Origin of the sequence: Paenibacillus sp. JJ-223, assembly GCF_927798175.1 — a bacterium.
GTDB lineage: Bacteria > Bacillota > Bacilli > Paenibacillales > Paenibacillaceae > Paenibacillus > Paenibacillus hubeiensis.
Genome location: NZ_CAKMMP010000006.1, coordinates 297,857 through 323,894, shown reverse-complemented (window position 1 = coordinate 323,894; position 26,038 = coordinate 297,857). Strand labels below are relative to the sequence as shown.

Genomic DNA, 26,038 nt, shown 5'->3' with positions numbered 1-26,038 from the left:
CCCAACAACCGCCTGCGCGGCTTACAGCTTCATTTTGCGCATGATCGGCACGCCTACCCGGTTCAGCAGCCTGTCCAGCAGCGACCAGCACCAACGCCTTGCGAGCGGCAGATGTCGGTCGTACACGGCTGAATATTCGAAATCGGCCACTGCGCCGCGATTGCGTTTGAACTGTGCTGCACCTGCGCTCTCATGAAGCAGGCAGCCGTTCTCCTTGGCTTGCCCGATCAGGCAGGCCGACAGCATCCGGTACAGGCCGACGGACTGCGGCAGCGCCGTGTCATAGCCGAACAACGGGGTTGTCATCATGCCGTTGCGGCAGAAATAACCCATGACCGCGTCGAGCCGCCCCTCTTTTCGCAAACCGTAAAGCGTCAGCGTGCCAGAGGCTTTCGCCAGCGCGATGAACGGCTCGCCGAACTGGGGATTGTCGTACGAATACTTTTCAAGGTAAAGCAGTCGGTACAGCTCGGCAATTCGCGGAATGTCCGCATCCGTCATCTCCGCTTCGGAGACAAGGGTATATCCGTTTTTGGCCAGCAGGTCGTAATCGCGCTTCAGCAGCCAACGCGACTTCGAATTGCCGAATGCCGGGTCATTCGCCCGGTACAGATAAATCTGCCTGCTCGGAATCATTTTGCAGCCGGCCTCGCCGAGAGCGGCCGTAATTTCGGGATGCAAGCCGGGGCATAAGGAGCGAAAAACGACGGCATGGTCCGGGAAGCGTTCCCGTACCGCATGCATCACGGCGACCGCCTGCTCGCCCGTCATGGCAGGAAACAGATTCGTGGACAACAGCCAGTTGTTGACGTGCACGACCTTGTTGAATTTCGAACGGCGCATCCCCCAGCCGACCAGATTCAGCAGCCCGGACAACCCTTTTTCGAGCAGCGGACGTTGAAGCAGCGACAATTCCTGTTTCGCATAACGCACATAATGCGTGTACGGGGAGCAAACATAAGCATTTTCGTATTGCGCATCGTTTACGGTCAAAGGAAGAATAAGGTCATCGATCCGGACGAGCATTAGCGTCGTCTCAACGTTTGCCATGTAATGCTTCGTGCCCTCCAGCATAAGCGGCTCCAGATATGCTCTCGCATATCGGCCATCATCCGTATCAGGCCAATCCATGTGACCGACGTCGGTCCGATCATAAATGTGCACGCGTACGCCGAGGCCGCTTCCTCCCCTGCCGCCCGTTCGCTCTGCTGCTTCATGGAGGACACTTCCCCCTTTGACTCCACTCCCGTTAGTTATGTCTCGTTCCATCTTGGTTGCTCCTCGCATTTCCGCAATCATTGTATCCCTGACCGTTAAGGCCAAGGTTTCACATTCCATCAGTCTCGCGAATCTTCCGGCTCATAGCAAGCATTTCTCTTTAATCAACAGGGCCAGCCTGCGATAAGTCGCACCATCCATGTGGCTATCAGCCTCTTCTTCGTCCATATCCAGCCAATATTCGGCTTCCATGAGCTCATACATGTCAAGCATCGTTATTTCCGCGCATGCGGGGTGCTCAAACACGGCAACCATAGGTTCCGGTCCGTCGTCCCAGTTGTACCCGTCCACAACCGCATGCAGCAGTACGTCCGAATCACGCTGACGAATTCGCGCGATGACCTCATCCATGGATTCCTCGTACAGAATCTCATCGACCCGCTCCTGTTCTTCATCCGTCAAGGTTAGCCTAACCGCTCCCGGCGTCTCGAGCAGCAGGTCCGCGATTTTCGGATGGTTTCGGGAGGCATACCATGCCGTTCCCGCGATCCCCATCGGCGAATCCAATCTCGCCCCATGCTCGATCAGCAGCCGGATCGCCTCCTCCTGTTTGAACTTGACCGCCTTTTTAAGCGCCGTGTCCCCTAGTTTATCCGCGACTTCCAGGTCCGGATTTTGCTGTAACACGTAGCGAATGCCTTCGATCGGCATGCGGTGCGTCAGCAGCAGCATGAGCGGTGTCCGTCCTCGTTCATCCGTTTCATTCACGTCCAACATTGTCACGGCTTCTCGAACCTGTTCAGCGTTTTTCGATTTGCTGATTTCCTGCCAGTTCATCTATTCGTTTACCTCCTGGTGTAGGAAAGAAGGGCGATCTCTCCAGCATTTTTGACAAATTCTTCATTCTCCCATTATAGTGGGATTTCATATACGTGCACAAATGCTTCTAATGTTCATTGCGTTCACAAGGAGGTAGATTTAGGGCATTTCATTCGATTTCTTTCCTGAATTTTATCCTTCGCCGGGGGACATCATCGCTCTGCACGAACTGCCCGGCGATCCATTCGACAGTTTAGGAGCTGGGCACGACGGGCATTCTCTCAACGTTATCATGATATTTCTCTTAGTACGAGTTCGAGAGAGACAGCGATACATGCATATGTGGCTCATGAAATACACATACAGTCTTGAACGCGTTGGGAATGGCCGCGAAAAAAAGGTTTAGGCCTTTAGGGAGGATGAAAGAAGTTGAATACAAAAAAGAAGTGGTTGGTACTGCCTTGTAGTCTTGTTCTGTTGCTAGCACTTGGTAACAGCAAAATAGAAAACAAGCCTTTATCAAGGCTTCAGGCTATCGAGACTTTCTCGACAGCCTGAGAACCGGCCCCGGCCGGTTTTGTCCTTGTATAGATTTAAAAGGTTCTGAAGTTTGTACGCTTCGTGCCCGTAACTTTACTCCGCCCAGCCAGTTCTTATTGAGCTGTATCCTGCGATTCTTCCTGATCGGTTACCAAATTGTTCAGTCCGTGTATCAACTGTTCCAGCTCGCCGAAGCTGGCGACCATCCGCTGAGTCAACATACGCTGCTCCTCCATGCCGGCCAAAATTTGTGCCGCCGCCGCGCTGGACTGCTCGGTAACGCTGGAAATTTCCGACACCTCATTGACCACTCTGGTGGAGGATGCCTTCATCGTTTCGGAGCTGCCCTCGATATCCGCGGCTTGGCTCAGCACCAATCGGGAATTTTGGCTGATGGTGCGGAATGCCTCTTCCGTCAGTCTTGCATTCTCTTTCCCCTCTTTCAAAGTAAGGCGGAGATTTTCGAATCGATCCGTGAGTGCCTGCGTCTGTTCCCTCAGCCTGGACAGAATGCCTGCAATATCAGACGCAGATTGCCCGGAATGCTCTGCCAGCTTGCGCACCTCTTCGGATACAACGGCGAACCCCCTGCCATGCTCGCCCGCGCGTGCCGCTTCGATGGCCGCATTGAGCGCAAGCAGATTGGTCTGGCTTGCAATGTCCAAAATGCTGTCCAGCATCAAGCCGATGGATTCGCTCTCATCATTGAACTTCTTCATGTCATCGGCCGTCGTGTTGATCGCATCGTATAATTCAAGCATTTTCAGGTTGAGCTGGTCCATGTTGGCCGTTCCGTTCTCGGTGCTTTCAGCCATGCTGGAAGACAGTTCTTTCATTTTGTTCGAGTTGGACGCAACCTCGCGAATGTGCTGATCGGAGACGGCAAGCGATTCGGAAATTTCCGCCACGCTGCTGGCCTGGAATTCGACGCCTCTCGCCACTTCGGTGAAACCGATGGTCACCTCATTGGTGATGGAGCCTGTTTCTTCGACCTTGCGTTTCAACTGCTCCGTAAAGGTCGACAGACCCGATACGGCGCTTTTGACATGCTCCAGCATTTCCTCCACCCGCTCCCGGGATTGCTGCATTTCAGCCCAGCGCTGCTCGCTTTTCAGAAATAATCTTTGATTCAAGTGAGACACCATAAACAGAATAGCTCCCGTTACGGCAAGCAGGCCCGCGTTAATGGCATTACCGGTCCATTGATCTGCCGTAGCCGTCGGAACGATCAGCAGTTGAAGAATGTTGCCTGCAAGGGCAACCACAAAACCGACCGCAAATTTTTTGTTATCCGGATAGATCAACAGAATGGACGAGATCAGAATGCTGACCAAGGGATCATTGCTTCCCCATCCGGCAAATACGCCGCTTAACGATATAAGAACGGTAACCAGCCAGGGAATCAGATGGATATGTTTTTTCTTGGCGTTCGCATAGGTGATCCATGCCGTGAACAGAATCACGACAACGCTGGAAACGATAAGTTTCGGTTCCATAAAGGCGAGCGAGGCTCCCAGAACCAGGACGATCCATAGGATGATGGCGATTATTTTGTTTCTTTTCAAGATGATTTCATCAAAACGATTCATTCAAACCCCGTCCTTCTGGTAAAATTGAAACTGCGATTGTAGGACGCTTTCCCTTACATCGGTTGACCTAGGCCGATTCGCACGTTCCCTGCTTCTCCCGAATCAGTCCGTATTTCTTAATCGTCTATCGTTACTTCACAAAGATGAAAGCAGCGCTACATACCTAATATCGGAATGTGATTCGCAAAAATCAATATTCTGCCAAAAATCACTTCTACCCATAGCGAAAAGGAACAAGCTATCTGAGAATTGGCCTGTTCCTTTCTAAAGTTCAATGTTTATTCAACTTATTTCTGGAGCTGATTTTCATGAGATTTCAAAGAAGCATTATTTGTGCGATTGCTGTTTTTTCTATCGCTGTTTCAACAGGATGTGGTCAACAGAGTGACAGCCTTCAGGGTAACAAAGTGACTACTTCTAATAACATGCAAACAGAGAACCCTACTGCTGCTTCAACAGCCGACAAAGTTGGTAGCAAAACTCTTCTCTATTCGAAAGAGTTTAATCAACAAAAGCCTGAGCTCTCTAATTTCAAAGAAGGGATCTCGTTTAACTTATCCGAGCATGTCGAGGATTTCTTCACAGATGACCTATCTAACATGATTAACAACAACATGGAAGCAATCGTGAATCACGATGAAAAAAAGTTTAAAGAAAACATGCTTGATGCGGATTCCATTACATTTAATATGGATTGGTTCAATTATAAGTATGAAGAAGGTGTCAAATACGAATTTAAAGAACTACATGAGATCTCTTTCGATGAAGATGCCAAGCGTATCCAAGTTGTGGTGACTTTCGACAGAAACATAAAAAATGAAGAAATGGAGCAGGGAACCATGACTTACTCTTTATTAGAAGACGCAGGTAGCGGAGATTGGAAAATTGCAACTATGGATGGAAGTTGAAGTTAGTGCGGAGCATGCCTTGGGACGATGCTCGATTCTACAAATTGCCTTCCACATCGATCCCGTCCGCCGTCTCAAGCGCTTTCGAGGCCCATGCCACGAATCGGTCCATGAACGATCGCAAATCCGGTTCCTCGAACGTTTGCAGGTTCAGTTCGTCCAGCACGCTGAGCCATACTGCTTTGCTTATCGGATTATCGAAACAATGGTCGAAGCTTTCCATCATCTCTCCGCGATGCATGTCCTCCAGCGGAAAATATCGTTCCAACACCTCCAGAATCGGCACAAAATCTTCCGCGTAGATAAACAACATTTCTTCTTCTACCACCTGGGACTGAGCCTGTTCATCCATATACAATGGGGAGAGGGTATAACCGATATTCCTGCCGGGTCCCTCGTAACGGTATAGAAGTACAGGTATTTGCTTCTTTGGTTGCCGTGTCATGGGCAAGTCCCCCCCTATCTCCGAGTTTTAACCGTATGCCTAGTGTCGCATCCACAATCAATGGATCGTTTTAACTGACCCTATCACAGCTCATTACGGCTCTTCAACAGCCACATTTTCGTCTTCTGTCATTTCTTTTAGCGAGCGGTCCAGCCATAGCTCATACCAGTCCAAAAATCCAAGCCGCTCCGCATTGCCGAAATAATGGTCAGGATAAATGCCATTGCTGTTGCCGCGGTCATCCGTCCAGATCTCGCCGTAAGACTCGCCTTTGACGATCAGATTGATCGACACCCCGCAGCCGAAATTGCTGATTCGCAGCATGCCCGCAGACCACTTCGGATCATAATATTCGTGCTCCAACGCGGCCCATTCGTCTTCGTCCTTGCTATCATCATACCAGTCATAATCCCAGTTCCATGCTTCCGTGAACAGAAAAGGATCTGAGATCGCATTCAGCTCGTCCGGGTAATCCAATACCGCATACACGCCATCCTCCGGCTTCTCCAGGCCATAGAACGGCCCTGCTCCGCCAGCGCCAATCGTCGAAAGAAACTCCCTGTACCCGTCAGGCAGCCGGATGTCCCACTTCCGTTCAAATGCTGTGATCTGCTCCTGAGTCATGACAGGCAGCATTTCATATTCGTGATGATCCGCCCCGAACAATTCAAGCTCAGCATCAAGCACTCTTAAAAGACTCCATTTCTCGCGGATGCGCGTCAATTGTTCATTCATCCAATCCTGCCTCCCCAGATTCAACATCTCCCAAAAAGGAGCCCTATGTATGCCTGACTCTTCCAACATCCTGTTAAATCCGGATGCATTCCTTCCATTAATTATCTATCGTTTATTATATCAAGCCACCCGCTTCGGTTAAAGGAACTATGGAGCTATTCCCCGCTTGCCCCGGATTACCCGCATTCTATTTTCACGGATCATGCCGCATCTCTTCATTTCCTTGATAAAATTGACGATATATCCTATACTTACTTTTTTTGAATCTGGTGGAGGAAGCCATGTCGATCAACCTTAGAAGAGAACCGTTTCGTTATACTTTAAAAGAACCACTCGACTTTGACATCTATATTCTCAGCATAAACGGTGTATCTGCGCCGCATAAACCGATTCAAGCCGAATTATGCGATATTAGCCGTTCCGGATGCCAATTGTCGTTCCCGCTCGCTCTGCACGTCGAGAGCAACAACATCCGAATCGGAATGGATATGACTTTGTCCGAGGATCCCATCCATTTGGAAGGCCTGATCCGTTGGGGCCAGCAAATTGACGGCAAGTGGCATTACGGCGTGCAGCTCGATATGACCGAAGGCAACAGCGAACGTTTCTATAAAGAGATGCGCATGCTTGCCGGCCAAGGCCGAATCATCGTCAAGTGAGTAACACGCGGCATGTCGCCACCCTTGATCTTAACGAAAATCAAGTCAGCTGATTGCATTTGTTGGATTCGGAGCAAATGCGAAAACCAGCGAGCATGAACACCCTGCATACGTTGAAGTCGTATGCAGGGTGTTTTGGCATTCCGGGTTAGAAACAGGTAAACGAGCCGATCTGCTGCAGATCTATGCCAGTGTACATCCAGAAGAAACCGGTCCAGCGGAAGCCGGCTACCGAGTTTCTGCCGACGAATATGGGGTACATCCAGAAACCGGGACCGCGAGTCGGCCAAATGTACGTATAACGGAACAAGCACCCGGATATAGCTCCCGGATCTACCGCGAACGCCGAAACAGGCTGCTGGGGAGTAAACGAAGGCGGCGGCGAGGTAGGAGCCTGCACGCCTTGCGGTCCGCCACCACCACCGCCAGGGAAAAACGGTGGCGTTGAAGGACCGCCGGGACCGCCTGGTCCAAATCCTCCAGGACCACCAGGTCCAAATCCGCCGGGGCCTCCACCAGGACCTCCGGGTCCAAAAATTCCTCCAGGTCCTACACCAGGTCCGCCCGGTCCTCCGGGTCCAAAAGGGGGAAACATTGCCATGCAAAATCACTCCAGTTCATTAGGCTAATGCATAGTATGTAGGCACCCGTGTAGAGGAACCGGGCAAATGCCCATTTATATGCCGAAAAAAAAGTGAAATCCAAATGTTTGACCTGCTGGAATCCGCCCCTTCCGTTGGATGCTTCCGTCATTCTCGTCGAAAACAGCAACAGCGGCACTTCCCGGTAAATCCGGAAGTACCGCTGTTGCCTTAGGTCGTTTATGCTTTGGCCGTGTAGATCAACTCTTTTTCTTTGATCGTTGTGCGTCCAGCCGATTCAATGGTGGAGTATTGGTGCATGTTGGTGATGATCACCGGTGTAATCGTGTTATATCCCGCTTTTTCGATCTCTTCGCGGTCAAACTCCATCAACACGTCGCCAACGGTCACCTTCGCGCCAGCTTGTACTTTTGGCGTGAAAAATTGCCCTTTCAATTTCACTGTATCGATTCCGATATGGATCAGCATCTCTGCCCCTTCGTCACTGACAAGACCGATGGCATGTCCGCTCTTTGAAAGGGAGAATACGGTACCATTGACCGGCGATACAGCACGACTGCCAGCAGGCTGGATCGCAAAACCTTTACCCATGATTTCTTCGGAAAATGCAGGGTCAGGCACCTCGCTAAGCGATTTGACTTCCCCATCCATCGGGCTGAAGATTTGTGCAGCTTTAACCGTGCTTGGAGCTTCGACGACAGCTGCAGGTGCGGAAGAAGTGCTGTTGTCCGCAACCGGTGCAGCAGGTGCAGCCGCCGGAGCGTCTTCTTCTTTGATTCCCAAAATGTACGTAATCAGCGCTGCGGCCGCCATCGCAATCAGACCGCCGACAATGGCCAAGATCAATGTGCTGATCGCCGGACTAATGAAGGCAGCAACGCCCGGCAAACCGACCAGACCTGTAATGACGTAAGCTTTGACATGGAAAATCCCCATAAATGCACCGCCGATCGCTCCTCCAAGCAGAGCAGCAATAAACGGCTTTTTATATTTCATGTTTACGCCATACATGGCAGGTTCGGTGATCCCCATAATCGCCGTCAACCCTGTAGAGAAGGCCAACGATTTGGATTGCAGGTTTTTGGCGCGGAATCCGACACCGAGCGCACCGCCGGCTTGAGCCCAGTTGGCTACAAACATCAGCGGTATGATAAAGTCATAACCCAGGCTTGTAATGGAGCCGATAACGATCGGCGTAAGGGCATAGTGCATCCCTGTAATAATGAGCAGCGACATCGTTCCGCCAATCAGAATGCTGGCAACGATAGACATGTTATCGAACAGCCATGAAATACCGCCAGACAACCCGTTACCAATAATGGAACCCAGCGGCCCAATGGCAATCAACGTGAGTGGAACCATGATCAACAGCGTTACCGTAGGTACAACGATCAATTTCAGCGAAGCATGCGTGATGCGGTCAACCGCTTTTTCCACGTAGGATGCAATCCAGATCGCAATAACGATCGGAATCACCGTGGACGAGTACGTTGCGGCGACGACTTTAATACCTGCGAAAGACGAATCTCCGTTAGCAAGCAATGCCGTAATCGTCGGGTGCATGATGCCCGCGCCCAGAGCCGCGCCGATAAACATGTTGCTGCCCAATTTTTTGGCTGCGCTGACTGCCAGAATGATGGGCAGGAAGTAGAATGCGCCATCACCGATCGCAGACAAGATGATATACGTGGAGCTGGAATCGCTCATCCAGCCAAGGGCTACCAGGATCGCCACGATCCCTTTGATCATACCCGCGCCCGTGATGGCCGGCAGGATCGGCGTGAACATCCCCGCGATGAAATCAAACAAAGCACTTACGGGATTTCTTTTCTTTTTTGTTCCGGTCGAAGCTCCTTCTCCTGTCGGAGCCTTGCTCATATTACTCACAAGCGCGTTGTATACGACGGGTACGTCGTTCCCGATGATGACCTGGAACTGTCCGCCGTTTTCCATTACGCCCATAACGCCCGGTGTATTTTTCAGCGTCGCTTTGTCCGCTTTTTTGTTGTCGTTCAAGTTGAATCTCAATCTGGTCATACAGTGCGTGACTTGGTCAATATTTTCTTCGCCGCCAACCAGTTTCAGGATCTCTTTGGACAATTGTTGTTTATCCATTGCGTATTGCTCCTTTGATGTGTAATGAAAGGTGTAAAAAAAACCTAAACACTGGACAATGAGAGAGCCGCCCGGCTTATCATTATTCAACGTTTAGGTTTTGCCTTTTTTGGTTAGTAACAATCCCAATGTTATTCGATTGTTTGTTCATTGCGGACGACCCGTTCAATATGAATCGTCAAGTACAGCACTTCTTCCTTGGAAAGGACCCGGCCATAGATTTTGCGCGTATAATCGCTGATCTTCACCGCACAGGCATGCGCCTCGGGGTATTGCTTGCTGACCAGATCATGAAGCGGATTGTCTTCCACCTTGTCTTCGATCGACGTGCCTTGCAGCACGCGCTGGGCGAAGAACTTCAGATGGGTCAAGAAGCGATAATAGCTCAGAGAGTCCTCATCCAGTTCCACGACAAAGCTCCGTCTGACAATGTTAAGAATATCTTTCACGATATTCGTAATGCTGATCGTTTCGCGCATCTCGCCGTTCATTTGGGCATTTACCAGATGCATGGCGATAAATGCACACTCGTCTTCAGGCAGCAACACACCTAACGTTTCCTCAATAATCTGAAGTGCCTTAAGCCCGATCGCATATTCCTTGCGGTACATGCGCTTGATCTCCCAAAACAATGCGTTGCGAAGCTGCATACCCTGACGATGGCGATCAATGGCGAAATGAATATGGTCGGTCAGCGAAATGTAAATGCTCTCATGCAATTTCTCGCCAAGCACCGTTTCCGCATAGCGGATAATCTCGTCCGAGCACTCGACATATTCGACAGGAATATCGGACAGAAGCGTTTTCAGTTTCTGGGATACTTCCTTGCTTTCCAACGAGAATATTTTTTCGACCAGACTTTCGTCAATCGATTCACCTGTATGCTTTTTGAACGCAATTCCACGTCCCATGACAACAAGCTCGTTGCCTGCGGGATCGACCACGGTAACTACGTTGTTGTTCAGCACCTTCTCGATTTTCATTTCTTCACATCACCTTGCACCGTCAAAGTAGTAAAAGGCAAAACCCCGGCAGGGCAATAAGATGTCCCTGCTTCTGGTTTTGCCTGATTGAACAGTAACAATCCAGTATTCATTAGCCTTAGGCCCATACTACCATACATTAATGAATCTGACAAGGTTTTTGTGAAAGCGGTTAATGATGCGGAAATGTATGCGTGGAGATGCTCTTCAACCCACCCCAGAAAACCGAATGAGTCAGATTATTGCTTTTTCAGGGTTGCGCCATTGGTACTATGGACCTCTTTTCATCTCGGCTGTCGATACGCTCCCCCCAGGTCGAAGCAGCTCCCTGTCGAAACGCAAAAAACGGGCAAAACGCCAGCCAAAAGCAGGCTTTCGGAGCATGGCTCCATAAACGACCTGTTTTCGCATTGGGTTTTGCCCGCCACTATGCGGTTACAATCCATCTATAGTATAGGAAAAGTTTTTTTGCAATTACAGCTGCTCGCCATTGCTTGCAATGACGTTTTTGTACCAGTCAAAAGAATCCTTTTTCGAACGGGCCAGCGTACCATTTCCTTCATCGTCCAGATCAACGTAAATGAAACCGTAACGTTTAGACATTTCGGACGTGGACATGCTCACGAGGTCGATAGGTCCCCATGCCGTAAAGCCCATGAGTTCAACGCCGTCTTTAACGGCTTCCTTCATTTGTTCGATGTGCTTTTTGAGGTAGTCGATGCGGTAAGAGTCATGGATGGAACCGTCCTCTTCCACTTTATCGTATGCCCCGAGTCCGTTTTCAACGATAAATAGCGGCTTCTGATAACGATCCCAGAAGTTGTTGAGCGTTATGCGCAGACCGATCGGGTCGATTTCCCATCCCCAGTCGGACGCTTCCAAATAAGGATTTTTCACGCCTCCGGTCAAGTTGCCGGATGTTTCCGCTTCGGTCGCCGACGCCGATTTGGTCACGGACATATAATAGCTGAAGGAGATGAAATCCACGGTGTTGTTCTCCATGATTTCTTCGTCGCCTGGCTGGATGTCGATCACAATGTTGTTTTCTTCGAAATAACGCGCCATGTAGTTCGGATATTTGCCGCGAGCATGCATATCCGTGAAGAACAGGTTGATTTGGTTCTCGAATTGCGCCAAACGCACGTCAACCGGATTACATGTGTTTGCATAAGTTTCCATGCGAGCCAGCATGCAGCCCACTTTTACGTCAGGAATGATCTCATGCGCCAATTTCGTTACGGTTGCACTTGCTACAAATTGGTGGTGCAGTGCTTGATACGTCGTTTGCAGCTTATTATCCACTTTATCGATCAAGATGCCCCCGCCAGTATACGGGCTGAAGAGCATCACGTTGATTTCGTTGAACGTCAGCCAGTATTTGACTTTGTCTTTGTAGCGTTTGAACACCGTTTCAGCGTATCTTACGTAATGTCCGATGACTTCACGGCCAGCCCAACCGTTGTATTTTAGGGTCAAACCGAGCGGAGTTTCATAGTGAGACAGCGTAACGAGCGGCTCGATGCCATGCTTCAACAACTCATCGAACACTTCATCGTAAAATTTCAGACCCGCTTCGTTCGGTTCCGCATCATAACCGTTCGGGAAAATGCGCGCCCAATGGATCGACATACGGAACACTTTGAAGCCCATTTCCGCAAACAATGCGATATCTTCTTTGAAACGATGGTAGAAATCGATGCCGAAGCGTTTCGGGAAACGTTCTTCGATTTTGCCCGCCAGGATCTCTTCGATCCGGGAAGAGGAAATTTCCATGGCGTGCCCGCCTGTGCGTTTCTCTTTCGGCACGTGGGCGATCATGTCTGCCGTGGACAATCCTTTGCCGTCTTTATCAAAAGCACCCTCCAATTGGTTCGCCGCCGTTGCGCCTCCCCAGAGGAAATTTTCAGGAAATCCTTTTCTTGCTGTAATCATGAGCAACAACCTCTTTTCGGATAGATATGCATGATGGTTTTGCCGGAAAACAAGAAAAACCTAAACTCAAGGTAAAATAGCGCCTAATAAAAGGAGCGTTCATTTCACCATCAGTTTAGGTTTTGCCTGTCTTCGCAGTAACAACCCATCACACGATGTTATGGATCATATGTTGTTTTTAGCTGTGATGTAAGCGTAACATAATTGCTTTTCGAAATCAACTTGTCCTTCAGCATGAACTTGTTCAAAACTTTTTTTGGGACCTGAGTCACCGGAGCATCGCAGCATGGCAGCTCTCGGCTCATCGATATCCCGCCAATTAGTTTAGTTCGTTTTCAGGACTTTCGTCTCCCTAAAATTCGGGATGCTTTGCGTGGCCCAATCCAGCGTGCGCTCTCCCATGCCCCATAACAGCACTGGTTTATGTCGTCCAGAATTCCCCGCCGTGCCGCCTGTTCCAGCCGTTCTCTCCCAAGGCCCAGGCTCTGTTCTTCAAACAACGCTGCGAATGCATCCTGATGTTTTGAATGGTTTTGAATTACACTCTGCAAGGTAAATATCTTTCATACTCATGTAAGTGTCCTTCCTGTTTTCTGGGGCCATCCACCCCATCTGTTCGATTTGCGGATTTCATTCTTAAGCTCCTTGAAACAAAACTCTCAAATAGTAGACTATTCTTTAACGTGTTTTCATAGAGATATAGAGAGTCAAGGAGGAAGCAGCAGTGACTGAAGAAATAAATACATCCGGTTGGGACGCCATCGAAGCAGCCTGCACCGAAGTATACGGAGCTCAGGAGCCCAAACATTATGGCACGGCCATCCCTTACATGCTTGGCGGACCTGATCCGCTGGATGGCATTAGCGTCTATCAGGCCGAGGCGCCTGTCCCTCATTGGCATTTCGTGACCTATGGTTTTTCCGAGCTTTATGAGAAGGAATCGGAAAACAAGGAATGGAGCGGCTATGGATTCGAACTCACCTTTCGTCTGCTGAGAAATGAAAATGACACCGAACCTCCTGCCTGGGCGCTCAATCTTCTGCAAAATATGGGACGCTACGTCTTCAATAGCGGGAATGTCTTTCATGCCGGGGATTACCTGGATGCCAACGGCCCGATCTGTCTCGGATCCGATACGCTGCTGACAGCGCTGGCTTTCGTGGAGGACGAGGATCTCAAGGAATGCTCCAGTCCCAATGGGCGAGTGCAGTTTCTGCAAATGATCGGCATCACCGGACCGGAACTCGAAACGATGCAAACGTGGAATACGCGTGGATTTCTTGCCGCCTGTAAAGCGTATGTGCCGAAGTACATCACGGATCTGGCAAGAAACTCGTACGAACAGCTCCCTTCGGTGGCGAAAGCCGTGCAGCAAGGCATTGCGGAGGAAGGATCAAGCACGGCATTTTTGTACATTCAACAGCTTGGTTGGACTGCCGGACGGAAGCGTATGCTGCAAAAGAATATTCCTGCAGAACTGCAGCTCGGAGCCAAACAGGCCGGTTTGATCGGCAAAATATTGCACAGCCGCATTTCAAAAAAAGCGCCTCTGTCCCTTATCGGTCCCGACCTCAACGTAACCTTCGAAGCCGGGGAGGATGCCTCGATCCATGAGGATGAGGGCCGGATAACGATAACGGTTCATGAGCAGGCCGTTGCGGAACTATGCGAACAATTGCGCCCCAAAGCACGGACATTCGAGCTCGCCTCGCTGCCGGGCATTCTTTTCCGCATCGAACCGACGGAAATCAAAGATCAGGAAGGTCGCGTCGTCGAAACGATCGGTTAATCAGCAAGGAGGAAAACATGTCATCCAACACAGCAACTTTGAGGAAACGATGGGCATGCCCCGGTAGTTCTTCGAAGCCAGCCATACAATATGTAACTCACGACCATCTCAACGTTGTAACTCAAATCAATCATGTTCTGATTCAAGCCTTCCGGGACAGCCTCTCGGCAATCAAAGCAAACTTGACCGCATCCCATCTCTTTCTCTTAACCGATTCGGAGGGTGTATTGCTGGATCTGGAATACAGCAGCGACCTTGAACAGGAGGTTTTACGATCACCGATTCGCAAGGGCATGGTATTTACCGCCGAAAGCTGCGGTACTAACGCCATTTCGGAAACGATGGACTTCAATCAAGCGACCTTTTTGCCTCCAGAGAGGCATGAGAGTCCTCTGTTTCAACAATGGCATTGTTACGCCACACCATTGTCCATAGGCTCGGGGCATGCCGGATATTTGGACGTATCGACCATCGATGCGCACATGCAAGGTGAACTGATTGCCATCGCCAAGCTGATTCCGGCTCAAATGCAGAACTGTTACGAAAACCTGGCAGCGCAAGAGGGAGTCGGCGAAACGGGCATAGAATTCACGGAAAGGCAGCGCACCATTTTGAAGTTGATCGCCCGGGGACTGACGGTCAAGGCGATTGCCCTCAAGCTCAAAATCAAGGAATGCACCGTCAACCACCATAAAAAAGTCATTTTCAACAAATTGGGCGTTCAATCGAGCACGGAGGCCGTTTCGCTGGCGAGCCGCCTTTCATGCCTGTAAGCCACCTATAGATTTCTATAGGTGTGATACGGGAACGTTTGTTGCTATACTTTTTGCATGGAATCGCCTAACAGGGAAAAAACAGGCATATTTATTTTACAGGAGGGTATTATGTTTACAACCAAAAAGATGTCTTTGATTGCCATGCTGATCATGGTTATGCTCGTAGCTGCCGCTTGCGGCGACAAGGCGAAGGAAAGTAACAGCGCAGAAGAAAAGGTCCAAACGGAAAACGCCGCAAAGACGGACAATGCTGCCACCGATGATGCAAAGAAAGAAGCAGCGGATAACGAAACAGCCGATAACGAAGCAGGCGAAAGCAAAGAAACATCCGCAGAAGCTTCCACGGACGAAGACAAAACCAAAAACGTCGAGCTGGGCACGACCGAAAAAGGATCTTATACGAATGATTACTTTGGCGTATCCCTGAAATTTCCCGAAACGTGGGAGTTCCAGGACGCTGCCGGAATGAACGAGCTGACGAATGCTTCTTCCGAAGCGATTGCCGGCGACGATGCAACGAAGAAGAAACAGATGGAGCTGTCGATGCAAAAAACGTTGAACCTGTTGATGGCATCGGAATTGCCGCTCGGTGGTCAAGAAGTTGGACCGTCCGCGATGGCCATTGCCGAGAAAGTAAGCCTGCTGCAAGGTATTCGCAACGGCAAGGATTATCTCGAAGCCACCAAAAAATTCATGCAGGACAGCCAGTTCCCGTATGAATACAACGATATCACTACCGAAACCATCGGCGGCAAAGAGATGGATCTGATGAAAATCACGATGGATGCCGGCAATGGCACCACCCTTACGCAGGAATACTACAGCACCATTCTTGAAGGCTATGCGTTCAACTTCATCTTTACGTATTTGGATGACAAGAGCAAAGCCACCATTGATGAAATCAAACAATCCGTGCAATTCAAATAATCGTTTGAAGCAAACGCACATGCAAGCTTGAAGCAGCCCCGTGTCCATGATCGGCAACGATCGGGACCGGGGCTGTTTGTTTAGGATCATTCCGAATGCGAATGCATAATGCTATGCTGCAATAACGTTCAAGATTCACCCCACTACCCTCGGCCGACTTACCCCGACATCGCTACCCAATGTCCTTCCGTGACTTCGACCCAACGGGATTGCTCCAGGTTGTAACGATCTCCGCCGTTTTCCCCGGCGTTGTCCTCTGCGGCAATGCGTTTTTTCTTCGACTCCACGGCCGGATCGGGCACCGGAATTGCCGAAAGCAGCGCTTTGGTATAGGCATGCTGCGGGTTGGAGTATAATTCCTCGCTTTCCGCCAGCTCCACGATTTTGCCTTGATACATGACGGCCACGCGATCGCTGATATGTTTGACCATCGACAGGTCGTGGGCAATGAACAGATATGTCAAGCCAAGGCGCTGCTGCAGTTCCTGGAGCAGTTGCACGATTTGGGACTGAATGGATACGTCGAGGGCGGACAGGGGTTCATCGCACACGATAAACTCCGGCTCCACGGCCAATGCCCGGGCGACGCCGATGCGCTGGCGCTGCCCGCCCGAAAATTCATGCGGATAACGATGCGCATGGGACGGATCTAATCCCACCAGTTCCAGCAATTCTTCCACCCGTTTCTCCCGTTCGGACGTACTGCTGACGAGTTGATGAATATCCAGCGCCTCGCCGATAATGTCCATAATTTTGAATTTGGGATTAAGCGATGCATAAGGATCCTGGAATATGATCTGCATATGTCGTCTCATCTTTTTCATTTCCTGCTTGGAAAGACGGCTCATCGGCACGCCCTTGAACAATACCTCGCCGCCTGTAGGTTCGTGCAGCCGCAAAATGGCACGGCCCGTCGTTGATTTGCCGCTGCCTGATTCCCCGACCACGCCTAACGTTTCCCCTTGCCGGATGTGGAAGCTGATGTCGTTGACGGCCTTCAGCGTATTGCCCTTGCCGAGATTGAAATGCTGGCGAAGCGATTGGACTTCAAGAAGCGGCGCTGCGTCCTCTCCATGGCCCGCTACAAGCGAAGCGGGCTTCGGTTTTTTCTTTTCGTCCAGCCGCGGCAGCGCATTCAGGAGCTTGATCGTGTAAGGATGCTTCGGATGGGCAAAAATTTCAGCCGTCGTGCCCGTTTCCACGATTTCACCGTTTTTCATAACGACGACGCGGTCGCACATCCCCGCCACAACCCCCAAGTCGTGCGTAATGAGAATGATCGACGTGCCGAGCTGCTCCTGCATATTTTTCATCAAATTCAGAATCTGTGCCTGAATGGTCACGTCGAGCGCCGTTGTCGGTTCATCCGCAATCAACAGCTCAGGGCGGCAAGCCAAAGCGATGGCGATCATCACCCGCTGGCGCATGCCTCCGGAAAATTCATGCGGATATTGGTTATATCGTACCTCGCTATGCGGAATGCCCACCAATTTCAGCATCTCGATCGCTTGTTTCTTCGCTTCCCGTTTGGATAAACGCTGGTGTTTGATCAGACTTTCCGCGATTTGTTTTCCGATCTTCACGGTCGGATTAAGCGAGCTCATCGGGTCCTGAAAGATCATGCCGATGTCGCGCCCGCGGATGCTTTCCATTTCCTTCTGCGTTTTGTGGGCCAGGTCCGTGCCTTTGAACAAAATCTCCCCGCTCTTCATCTGCGAAGGCGGAGACGGAAGCAGCCTCATGATCGAACGCGCCGTGACGCTCTTGCCGCTGCCTGATTCTCCGACGATGCCCAGCGTCTCGCCCTTGCGCACCTCGAACGACACCCCTCGGACCGCATGGAACTCGTCTTCACCTGAATGAAAAGAGACGGAAAGATCATTGATTTTCAATAAAGGCTGCATGCCGTCACCTGCTCTCTTTCAATTTATGGATTGCACTCATATGTACCGATTTCCACGTCTTGACAATGTTTGAACCCTGAAATAATATATACTATATTCATCGGAATAATGCAATTTAAACTTCAGCGAAAGGGGGATTACTACATTTGAACGTTGCAGAAGGCAGCAAAACGTCACGGCTAGCGGACACCTTGGGTTTCATTTACGGCAAAATGCTGCAGCACCCCTCGTACCGATATGTTCTGTTCATACTAGGTCTGCCGATCCATTTGATCGTGCTTTTTGTATGGCTTAAGGAACGAAAGCAGGATGGCTGGCTCGCTGCCGAGCAGGCCGCAAAGCAGGATCTGCTCGACCCATCCTATCGCGATTCGTTGCGCTCCCGGGTGGAAGATCAGCTCAGGCGCAAGCACCTGTTCTTCAAACAGCAGGTCAGCGAGCAGGAATTCAAACGCCAGGCTGATGAGTGGATGGAAGAAACGTTTCGCAAGGAACTCCGGGAACGTACCGCCATTCGTCTTCAAGAGCAAGGACGGCAGCGGTTAACTTTGGCGGATGCGTACCGCTCGTTGATCAGCCACCGTTGGTTTCTGGCGCTCTCGATCATTCCGGGATGTCTGATGTATCTCATGTTGTTCTTGTACGGGAATTCGTACCTCAAGTACATATTCGAAAGGATTTTGATGACGGTATTCGTCATCTTCGGCGTAGCTACGCTTGTCTTCACCATTTTGTACCTGTCCCCGTTTAACCCGGCGGCGAACATCTTGGGCGAAACAGCGACGCCGGAACAGATCGCGAACTTTAATCGCGTGTATGGGCTGGATCAGTCCTACCTGTCTCAACTGTGGAACAACATCAAGGGAATCGCGCTGTTCGATTTGGGCAAATCCTTCACCGGGAACGAAGACGTCACGGCAACGATTGCCAGAAAATTCCCGATCACGCTGACCTTGGCGGCTATTTCGCTGCTGCTGGCACTGGTGATCGCTCTGCCGATCGGCATTATTTCGGCGATCAAGCCGAATTCATGGTTCGATTATACGTTTATGTTTATCGCACTCATCGGGTTGTCCATTCCGAACTTTTGGCAAGGCCTTATCTTTATTTTGAATTTTTCGATCAAAATGCAGTGGCTGCCCCCTACCTTCAATCCGCAAAATTGGCTATCCATCATCATGCCAACGATTGTGCTGGGAACGGGACTGACGGCGGCGGTGGCCCGTATGACACGTTCTTCCACCCTGGAGGTCATTCATGAGGATTACGTCATGACAGCCCGAGCCAAAGGTTTGAACGAACGCACCGTCATGTTGAAACACGCCGTTCGCAATGCGCTCATCCCGATTATCACGGTAGTTGGCTTGCAATTTGGGGGCATGCTCGGCGGAGCGGCCGTCACGGAAAAAGTGTTCAATATTAGCGGACTCGGCAGCTACATCGTCGACAAACAATTTATACCTGATATTCCGAGTATAATGGGCGGAGTAGTATACACTGCCATTACGATTTCCATCATCAACGTCATCGTTGATCTGTTGTATGCCTTCATTGATCCGCGTGTACGTTCCAAGATGAAACAATATTAAAGCAGGTGCATCATGACAAAATCGGATTCTACCCTATCGTCCATTCGCTTCCGGCTGAAGTCTTCGCAGGAATACCGTCAGGCAGGCTTCGCCTGGATCGCCACCGTATTGTTGACTTTGCTGCTGCTGTTGAACAGTTACGACTGGAGCCTCGGGGAGATGAAGCCCTTTGTGCTCACGGCAGCGTTGGTTTATCTGTTTTTCGTGCTCGTCCAGACGTTGCTGACGCTGAAGCTTCGAGGCGATTTGCTCCAACATGGACAGGTCGGCACGCTCGTTCGCGGACTGGCCTGGGTTCAGCTTCTGGCCGCGTTGTCCGGCAACATTTTCATCGCTGCGTCCGCATTCCATCTGATTCGGAAGCAGAAGAGCATCGAATATACGTTTGCGGTGTATATGCTGCTCACCCAACTATTCGTGATCGGCGTATCCGCATTGAACGTGTTCAAACCGTACGTGTCCGATACATTCCTGCCTTCGATGGGAGCACTGCTGGGGCTGCTTGCAGCCGAGTTGGGCGTGCTCATTTGCATATCCCGTTATCCCGTTCAACGCCATCTTCCGCGTTGGATGACATGGCTGGGTATTCTGCTGATCCTGATCACCGTCACGGGCAATCTGTTCGCGCTGCTGCTCGGCATTTCGATCATCAGCCGCATCCGTCGGCAGGGAAAACAGAAATCGAACTTCTGGAACGACCTGTGGACCAGGCTCGCTTCCAATATCACGGCAATGTCCGGCCTGTTCTTTATCGTCTTCCTGTTCGCGATGTCGATCTGCAGCCTGTATACCTTCGACTATGGCATGGCCGTAGAAAACGACTACTCGGCACTCTTGCAGCCGCCTTCCCTGGCTTATCCGCTCGGGACCGACGATTTCGGGCGCGACCTGTTCTCCCGCATCGTATTCGGAGCCAGAATCTCGCTCATCGTGGGCTGCTTGTCAACGCTTATTCCCGTCGTGATCGGCGGCGTATTGGGCGCTGTCTCGGGATTCTACGGCAGGCATACGGATAACATCATCATGCGGCTGCTCGACATTCTTTATGCCATTCCGGGCATTCTGCTGGCGATCGCCATCATTGCCGCCTTCGGCGCCAATACGGTGAACCTGATTCTCGCACTCAGTCTGGGGGCCATACCAACGTATGCCCGTACGATGAGAGCCAGCGTACTGTACGTCTCCACGTTTGAATTCGTGGAAGCCGCTCGTGCGCTCGGTTATAACAACCGTACCCTAATTTTCAAACACATCATTCCGAACTCGCTCGCCCCGATGATCGTCAAATCGACCCTGACCATCGGCGGCGCCGTCATCGCAACCAGCAGCTTGAGTTATCTCGGACTCGGCGTGGAGCCGCACATTCCGGAATGGGGCAACATTCTCAAATTGGGCAGCACGTATCTGGAAACCCATTCGTACCTGGCGATCTATCCGGGACTGGCCATCATTCTGCTGGTGCTCTCATTCAATTTCCTGGGTGACGGATTGCGCGATGCCCTGGATCCAAAGCTGGAAAAGGCGTAAAGCCAAACGGCCCGCTTAGCCAAAAATGAGCATTATCCTTTGTTTCGATATTTGCGATTTGCGGAATCAAGCATAGGCATGAATCATCTTTCTTTTATCCTGACATTATCGTGGAGGTTATGACATGAAATTAAACAAACGTACGCTATTCTCGCTGCTGCTCGTGCTGGTCATCGTGATTTCCGGCTGCAGCGTCAAAACCAAATCGGATGCCCAAACAACGGAGACGCCTTCCAATACGGCGGAAACGACGGATCAAACGCCGGTTGACATCGAATTGCTGGCCCAAAGCTCAAGCGAAAACGACGTAAACATCATTCGCGATCAGCTGACCAAAAATGGTTTCAACGTCAAGTTGAACCTGCAGCCCGACTATGGCAGCTACAAGTCCCAGCAGGACGCCGGAAACTATGACATCGCCTTGTCCAGCTGGACGACGGTAACCGGCAACCCGGATTACGCGGTTCGTTCTCTTTTCAAAACCGGCGGGGATTACAGCATTCTGGCCGACGAGGAAGTCGACAAACTGATCGACCAAGCCGCCACCCAAACGCCGGATCAATACAAAGAAACGTATAAACAATTGGAGCAGCGTCTGGTGACGGACCAAGCCTATATCGTACCGCTGTACAATTCGTTGAAAAGCCAAGCCTTGAATCAAGAGGTCCTGAACGCGGATACGGTACGTTTATCCAAATCCCGGGCCATGGCCTGGGAACCGATTGAGTTCAAAGACAGCTCTCTGAACGCCAAACAGCCTTTGATTCTGACGCAAAGCGCGTCCGTCCTGACTTCCCTTGACCCGATCAAAGGCAACGACGGTTCCATCAACCAGTTGAACACCAACATGTATGTGCGTCTGGTGAACTTGACGGACGATGACCAAATCACGCCGGAAGCCTCCCTTTCCCATAATTACAGCATTGCGGACGGCAATTCCGAATACTATTTCATCCTGCGCGACGACATCAACTTCGCGAAGATCGAAAACAAAAAAGCGGTGGACACCGGCGAACGCGTAGGCGCGGACGATGTCATCTTCTCCCTGGATCGCGCCAAAAATAAAGATTCCGTGCCGGATCACCGGACATACAGCCTGCATGAGCATATCAAAACGGTAGAACTGGTCACCGATCTGGCCGCGCTCGAATCGACGCAGCAATCCGGCGGCGGCGGCTCCGTCAAAGACGCACTGGAGAAGGGATTGGACAGCAAAATCTCCGAACTGGTATCCGACAAAACAAAGGCCGACAACAAAGCCGGAAAATATCAAGTGGTCAAATTAACAACCACCGAACCTTTCCCGCAAGTATTGAACTACCTGGCTCACCAATCGGCAGGCATCGTGTCCAAGAAACAGGTCGAGAGCATCAATACGTATGATGTGGCATCGTTTGATGTGAACAAGGACATTCCTTACGGAGACCAAAATACGGTAACCGAAGGCGCGGCTTACAACAATACGCTGTACACGAGCGGTCCTTACATCCTGTCTTACAAAAACGACTACGAAGGCGTGTTCCTGAAAAATCCTGGCTATCGCCCCGGCTCTGAATATGCGCCTAAAATTTCTCAAGTCAACGTTCGCTTCATCGCCGATGCGGACAGCGCCCTTTCCGCCCTGCGCAGCGGCGAGATCCACGTTTACTACGGCGTCCCTGAAACGAAGTACGACATTATCGAAGGCGACAGCAAATTGAAGCTGCAAAGCATGCAAAGCAATGCCGTGAGCTACCTGTTGTTCAACACGGCCAACCGCGATGTAGCCAAAAGCAGCGATCTGAGAAAAGCGGTCCTGTATTCCATCAACCAGGATGACATTCTGCAATTTTACAAAAACAACAAACTCAAAGCTTACTCCACCGTTAGCCCGCTCGTTCAAACCGGAAACGAATTGAAGGCCGACCCGGCAAAAGTGAAAGAGTTCCTGGCCGCATACAAAGCTTCAAAGTAAGCCTCATGCAGGGCGGTTTGATCAAAGCCGCATCTCTGGCCCTGCAGAACCCGGGCTAATCCCCGTCTGATCCTTTGGACATCAAACAGCCTCTCCCGCACGCCATGTCGGCTCGCAGGAGAGGCTGTTTTTCACATTTACATGGTTTGATCCAATCGGTCTTCATTACATATCGGCACTTCCCGAAAATATTGTGTCATAAGCACCCCGCTCCTCCTGTGCTCTATTTCACGAAAACTTCCCCGGGCAGAAAGATTAACATGGAAAAACTTGATAACGGAACATATGTTCGCTATAATATAAATACTATCCTGTACATACGCGAGGCATAACATGGACGAAAATTTTATCAAGGAACTGCGGGAAACGAGCCGCGAGGACAGAAGAAGGTCCGAACTGATTATTTTGGGCATGAAAGAAACGTTAAAGGTCAGGAAGGAACAAGGGCGTTTAAAGCGATGGCTTGGATTCAAGAGAGCGGAGAAGAGAATACTGCGACGATTCAACGACTCCCATTTTACCGATTCCAAATAATCGAAAAGGCAAGCACATTAGCGCGAACGATATGTAAGGCATTCCATGCCAAAGAACGTTTCGACATTTGTTCAATAAGAAAAACAACGATTCGCAATTTTTCTTTTGCGGTCATAGCCTTGTTCAACTTTAACTTTGCCAAAAACGGGTACCATTCCATAGGTTAAATTCAAAACAGGAGGCCGGGGGCGGCCTCCTGTTCTTCATTCCGTGTTAATGTAATGGAGTTATGGCAAGATTGCGAAGGAGCGAACCGGGAAGCCGGATGCCTTTTCGGCCTTGGGCACGATATTAAAGATGACGGCTCCCTTGGCAGGCACTTGGTCCAAATTCTTCAGCAGCTCCACCTGGTATGTATCTTGAGCAAGCACGTAATACTCTGCCAGCAGCGATCCGTTTTTCTGGTAATCGACCGCCGCATCCGTATCAAACGTTTCGTGGCCGATCGCCTGAATGCGGCGCTCCTGGAACAAAAACTCCAATGCCCCGACAGACCAGCCCGGTGCATGGCTGTTGCCTTCGGCATCCTTGTTGTCGAACTGCTCATGGCTTGGCCAGCGTTTGCTCCAATCGGTGCGCAGCGCCACGAAACTGCCCGGCTCGATCGTCCCGTGCTCCTCCTCGAATGCGAGAATGTGCTCCACATTCAGCGTAAAATCGGGGTTCGCCGCAACCGCTTCGGATTGGTCAATAACAACGAGCGGCAGCACAAGCTCCTTCAAATCCAGCTCTTCCAGATATCGAGTATCCCGAACGAAATGGATTGGCGCGTCCAGATGTGTGCCGTATTGCCCAGGAAATGTGAAGCTTTGCGCGAAAAAGCCCTGGTCATGATTGAACAACGTATCAAATCGCGCAGCATCAAAGGCGGAGAAATGCGGTGATTCCGGACCGAAGGTATGGGTCAGGTCAACCCATTTTTTCTGTTTCAATAGCTGCAAGGCTTGCAAAAGTTCGTTCGACATTTGAAATCACCTCATGCGTATATTGGAATAAATTTCTCCTATTATATCCCATCCCCTCGGATTTGTGGAGTATCCCCATGTGGAATATATGAAATAAAAAATTCCAATAATGTTCGGTCATAATGTCCCCACAAGCGAAAAAGCCGTGCCTAGGACACGACTTTCCCAACAATATGATGTCTTTCCGTTGTCTTTGGGGTCTGTACACATCTTCCCCGTATCCAAGCAAGACTCAGGGTATTTCATCTGCCACCTTATTTCTAATACGCTTCCTTCTACGCTTCTTTACTTTGCTTCTTTACTGAGATTTCTCACGAGCTTCCTCACTTTGCTTCTTGCTGCCCCTTTTCCGAAAACGCTCGTATTGCTTGTAAACCCTTGGCGACTCCTTCGTCAGAATTGGGCCAAGCACGGCGAGAATCAACACGTACAGCACGGCAAACGACTGAATGGAGGCCATTAGGCCTCCCGCTTTGCCGATGTTGGCCATGATGATCGAGAACTCTCCCCGCGACACCAGCGTAAATCCTACGTTCAGCGAAGCTTTGGGCGACATGCCGGACAGCCTGCCCGCAATCATGCCGGCACCGTAGTTGCATACGATGGTCAGCACAACGGCGAGCACCGTCATGCCCACCGCTCCCCCAAGCGAGGCAGGTTCGATCGTCAAGCCAAACCCGAAGAAAAAAATCGCGCCGAAAAAATCTTTGAACGGCATCACCTGATGCTCGATCCGGGAAGCATGCCTGGACTCACCCAGCACAAGCCCCATCATCAGCGCACCGATGGCTTCGGCAACATGCAGCGTTTCGGAGAATCCAGCCACGAGAAACAGCAAGGTCATGACCGTTAACAGAAACAGCTCCGATGATTTGATGTTCAGCGCTTTGTCGATGTACTTGATGCATTTCCGTCCAACGACGAGGAACACCACGATAAACAGCAGTGCCGACAAACACACCAGCAGCACGCTTAAGAACGAAGTCGCTCCGCTAAGCACAAGACCTGTCAAAATGGAAATATGAATGGCAATGAACAGATCATCGAACATGATCATGCCCATGATGATTTCCGTTTCCGGATTTGCGGTGCGCTTCAGATCGACCAGTACCTTGGCCACGATGGCGGTAGAGGAACTGGTCATGATGCCGCATACCACCAGCGTTTCTTTCAGCGGCAGATCCGCCAGCCAGCCCAGGAGCAGACCTGAAGCAAAATTCAAGCCCACATAGAACATGCCCCCGGTCAGAATGGCTTTGCCCGACTTCATGAGCCGGGACACCGAAAATTCCAGCCCAAGATAAAACAGCAAAAACAGTATGCCCAACCTGCCCATAAATTCGATAAAGGTTGAGCTTTCAATAAAACGCAAATCCACGATGCCCCACTGGGGGGCATGCGGACCGACAGCCATGCCGATCAGAATATAGAACGGAATGACCGAAAAACGCAATCGTGCGGATATAAGCCCCGTAAGTGTAATCAGCGCAACGGCAATTCCCACTTCGAATATGAGCTTATCCATGGG

The 26,038-nt window shown here is 50.5% G+C and carries 21 protein-coding genes; 9 read left to right on the top strand and 12 right to left on the bottom strand.

The features are described from left to right. Positions 1 to 21: 21 nt before the first annotated feature. From L6H98_RS13510 to L6H98_RS13500, 3 genes are all read right to left on the bottom strand, one after another. Positions 22 to 1,269, bottom strand: coding sequence for a GNAT family N-acetyltransferase (locus tag L6H98_RS13510; protein WP_236415755.1), 1,248 nt, complete (start codon positions 1,267 to 1,269; stop codon positions 22 to 24). Positions 1,270 to 1,359: 90 nt separating this feature from the next. Then, a complete protein-coding gene (locus L6H98_RS13505; protein ID WP_236415754.1) occupies positions 1,360 to 2,055 on the bottom strand; it encodes a DUF4274 domain-containing protein in 696 nt (231 codons plus the stop codon). A gap of 635 nt (positions 2,056 to 2,690) precedes the next feature. Continuing rightward, positions 2,691 to 4,166, bottom strand: coding sequence for a methyl-accepting chemotaxis protein (locus L6H98_RS13500; protein WP_236415753.1), 1,476 nt, complete (start codon positions 4,164 to 4,166; stop codon positions 2,691 to 2,693). Positions 4,167 to 4,474: 308 nt separating this feature from the next. Between L6H98_RS13500 and L6H98_RS13495 the strand changes: the two genes are divergently transcribed. Next, a complete protein-coding gene (locus L6H98_RS13495) occupies positions 4,475 to 5,074 on the top strand; it encodes a hypothetical protein (RefSeq protein WP_236415751.1) in 600 nt (199 codons plus the stop codon). Between the two features lie 37 nt (positions 5,075 to 5,111). Here the strand turns inward: L6H98_RS13495 and L6H98_RS13490 are convergent, their stop codons facing one another. Together L6H98_RS13490 and L6H98_RS13485 are read right to left on the bottom strand one after the other, a co-directional pair. Continuing rightward, positions 5,112 to 5,519, bottom strand: coding sequence for a hypothetical protein (locus L6H98_RS13490; RefSeq protein WP_236415750.1), 408 nt, complete (start codon positions 5,517 to 5,519; stop codon positions 5,112 to 5,114). A gap of 93 nt (positions 5,520 to 5,612) precedes the next feature. Continuing rightward, a complete protein-coding gene (locus L6H98_RS13485) occupies positions 5,613 to 6,254 on the bottom strand; it encodes an SMI1/KNR4 family protein (RefSeq protein ID WP_236415749.1) in 642 nt (213 codons plus the stop codon). A gap of 281 nt (positions 6,255 to 6,535) precedes the next feature. Here L6H98_RS13485 and L6H98_RS13480 point away from each other — a divergent pair, with 281 nt between their 5' ends. Then, complete coding sequence (locus L6H98_RS13480) at positions 6,536 to 6,913, top strand: PilZ domain-containing protein (protein WP_236415748.1); 378 nt, start codon at positions 6,536 to 6,538, stop codon at positions 6,911 to 6,913. Positions 6,914 to 7,061: 148 nt separating this feature from the next. Here L6H98_RS13480 and L6H98_RS13475 read toward each other — a convergent pair whose 3' ends face one another. The 4 genes from L6H98_RS13475 to L6H98_RS13460 all read right to left on the bottom strand — a co-directional run bounded on the left by L6H98_RS13475 (position 7,062) and on the right by L6H98_RS13460 (position 12,545). Further along, positions 7,062 to 7,514: a collagen-like protein gene (locus tag L6H98_RS13475; RefSeq protein WP_236415747.1), complete on the bottom strand. Its 453-nt coding sequence runs from the start codon at positions 7,512 to 7,514 to the stop codon at positions 7,062 to 7,064. A gap of 220 nt (positions 7,515 to 7,734) precedes the next feature. Then, positions 7,735 to 9,630, bottom strand: coding sequence for a beta-glucoside-specific PTS transporter subunit IIABC (locus L6H98_RS13470; RefSeq protein ID WP_236415746.1), 1,896 nt, complete (start codon positions 9,628 to 9,630; stop codon positions 7,735 to 7,737). A 131-nt stretch (positions 9,631 to 9,761) separates the two neighbouring features. Continuing rightward, positions 9,762 to 10,613 (bottom strand): BglG family transcription antiterminator LicT, encoded by an 852-nt coding sequence (licT, locus tag L6H98_RS13465; RefSeq protein WP_236415745.1) that lies wholly within the window; start codon positions 10,611 to 10,613, stop codon positions 9,762 to 9,764. 474 nt (positions 10,614 to 11,087) lie between these two features. Then, positions 11,088 to 12,545 (bottom strand): glycoside hydrolase family 1 protein, encoded by a 1,458-nt coding sequence (locus L6H98_RS13460; protein ID WP_236415744.1) that lies wholly within the window; start codon positions 12,543 to 12,545, stop codon positions 11,088 to 11,090. Positions 12,546 to 13,269: 724 nt separating this feature from the next. On the opposite strand from L6H98_RS13460, the gene L6H98_RS13455 reads away from it, so the two are divergent. The 3 genes from L6H98_RS13455 to L6H98_RS13445 all read left to right on the top strand — a co-directional run bounded on the left by L6H98_RS13455 (position 13,270) and on the right by L6H98_RS13445 (position 16,037). After that, positions 13,270 to 14,334, top strand: a complete 1,065-nt coding sequence (locus L6H98_RS13455; protein ID WP_236415742.1) for a suppressor of fused domain protein — start codon at positions 13,270 to 13,272, stop codon at positions 14,332 to 14,334. 17 nt (positions 14,335 to 14,351) lie between these two features. Then, complete coding sequence (locus tag L6H98_RS13450; RefSeq protein WP_236415741.1) at positions 14,352 to 15,107, top strand: LuxR C-terminal-related transcriptional regulator; 756 nt, start codon at positions 14,352 to 14,354, stop codon at positions 15,105 to 15,107. 111 nt (positions 15,108 to 15,218) lie between these two features. After that, positions 15,219 to 16,037: a hypothetical protein gene (locus L6H98_RS13445; protein WP_236415740.1), complete on the top strand. Its 819-nt coding sequence runs from the start codon at positions 15,219 to 15,221 to the stop codon at positions 16,035 to 16,037. 158 nt (positions 16,038 to 16,195) lie between these two features. Here the strand turns inward: L6H98_RS13445 and L6H98_RS13440 are convergent, their stop codons facing one another. Continuing rightward, positions 16,196 to 17,941, bottom strand: coding sequence for an ABC transporter ATP-binding protein (locus L6H98_RS13440; RefSeq protein ID WP_236415739.1), 1,746 nt, complete (start codon positions 17,939 to 17,941; stop codon positions 16,196 to 16,198). A 146-nt stretch (positions 17,942 to 18,087) separates the two neighbouring features. Between L6H98_RS13440 and L6H98_RS13435 the strand changes: the two genes are divergently transcribed. The 4 genes from L6H98_RS13435 to L6H98_RS13420 all read left to right on the top strand — a co-directional run bounded on the left by L6H98_RS13435 (position 18,088) and on the right by L6H98_RS13420 (position 23,545). Continuing rightward, positions 18,088 to 19,530 (top strand): ABC transporter permease, encoded by a 1,443-nt coding sequence (locus L6H98_RS13435; protein WP_236415738.1) that lies wholly within the window; start codon positions 18,088 to 18,090, stop codon positions 19,528 to 19,530. A gap of 12 nt (positions 19,531 to 19,542) precedes the next feature. Beyond that, on the top strand, positions 19,543 to 21,057 hold the full coding sequence (locus L6H98_RS13430) for an ABC transporter permease (protein ID WP_236415737.1): 1,515 nt from the start codon (positions 19,543 to 19,545) through the stop codon (positions 21,055 to 21,057). A 124-nt stretch (positions 21,058 to 21,181) separates the two neighbouring features. Continuing rightward, complete coding sequence (locus L6H98_RS13425; RefSeq protein ID WP_236415736.1) at positions 21,182 to 23,011, top strand: ABC transporter substrate-binding protein; 1,830 nt, start codon at positions 21,182 to 21,184, stop codon at positions 23,009 to 23,011. 333 nt (positions 23,012 to 23,344) lie between these two features. Continuing rightward, the gene (locus L6H98_RS13420) at positions 23,345 to 23,545 is read left to right on the top strand and encodes a hypothetical protein (RefSeq protein WP_236415735.1); all 201 of its coding nucleotides are present in this window, start codon (positions 23,345 to 23,347) and stop codon (positions 23,543 to 23,545) included. A gap of 227 nt (positions 23,546 to 23,772) precedes the next feature. Here L6H98_RS13420 and L6H98_RS13415 read toward each other — a convergent pair whose 3' ends face one another. After that, positions 23,773 to 24,510 (bottom strand): cyclase family protein, encoded by a 738-nt coding sequence (locus tag L6H98_RS13415; RefSeq protein WP_236415732.1) that lies wholly within the window; start codon positions 24,508 to 24,510, stop codon positions 23,773 to 23,775. Between the two features lie 298 nt (positions 24,511 to 24,808). Then, positions 24,809 to 26,035 (bottom strand): cation:proton antiporter, encoded by a 1,227-nt coding sequence (locus L6H98_RS13410; protein ID WP_236415731.1) that lies wholly within the window; start codon positions 26,033 to 26,035, stop codon positions 24,809 to 24,811. Positions 26,036 to 26,038 lie beyond the last annotated feature (3 nt).